This window comes from Tsukamurella conjunctivitidis, assembly GCF_007858475.1.
In the GTDB taxonomy this organism is placed as follows: Bacteria; Actinomycetota; Actinomycetes; order Mycobacteriales; family Mycobacteriaceae; genus Tsukamurella; species Tsukamurella conjunctivitidis.
This window is the reverse complement of sequence record NZ_VIGX01000097.1, coordinates 1-698: the sequence shown is the minus strand read 5'-3', so window position 1 is coordinate 698 and position 698 is coordinate 1. Positions and strand designations below refer to the sequence as shown.

The window sequence follows — 698 nt, the reverse complement described above, 5'->3', positions numbered from 1 at the left end:
GGGCCGCCAGGGTCCGAGCTCGCCCCGGGGCTTCCCGGAGTCGATCGGGTCATTGACTGTCGGCGTGAGCGAGGATAATCTTGGCCTGTTTGCCGAAGCGTTTCGGTTCGACGGTACCCGGTTCATGACACTTGGATGTGCACCTCTCATCGCTGAGGGATCCGGGTCGGGCTGCATGCAGTTGGACCCGCACGGGACAACGACATCCCGTGCGGTGGCAGGTCCGCGAGGGACCGGTCAGCAGTAGGCGGCGGGTGTCCCCGCGGCCAGACACAGGAGGTTCGATGAAGCACTCGACCACGTTCGCCGCACTCGCGGTGCCTCTGGCCCTGGCACTGTCGGTGTCCACAGGCCTTCCGGCAGGCGCCGCGACCGCGACCGCGACCGACCAGGATCCCCAGGGCACGGCAACGGTCACGACGGAGGATCTCGCGGACAGCTCACCCGCTCAGCAGGGCTGGATCTCCGCGCCTCAGTCCCGGATCACCCTGAACCCCGGGAATCCCCAGTACCCGGGCGAGAAAGGCAGCACCATTCCGCTGTCCACCGAGTACTTCGCCTACGGTGCCGAGCAGTACATCAACCCTCTGATGTCGGTTTTCCGCGCCACAGGTGAGGTGAGCGACCCTGCGTCGCAGGGAGGCGGGGGTGCGACGATTCAGGGGTTCTCCGAGGACTTCTCGGACCTCACGACCAAC

1 protein-coding gene is annotated in these 698 nt (G+C 66.5%); it reads left to right on the top strand.

What is annotated here, in order from left to right; genetic code table 11:
• Positions 1 to 284: 284 nt before the first annotated feature.
• Positions 285 to 698: hypothetical protein (locus FK530_RS24530; RefSeq protein WP_146489438.1), on the top strand; the 414-nt coding region annotated here is incomplete at its 3' end.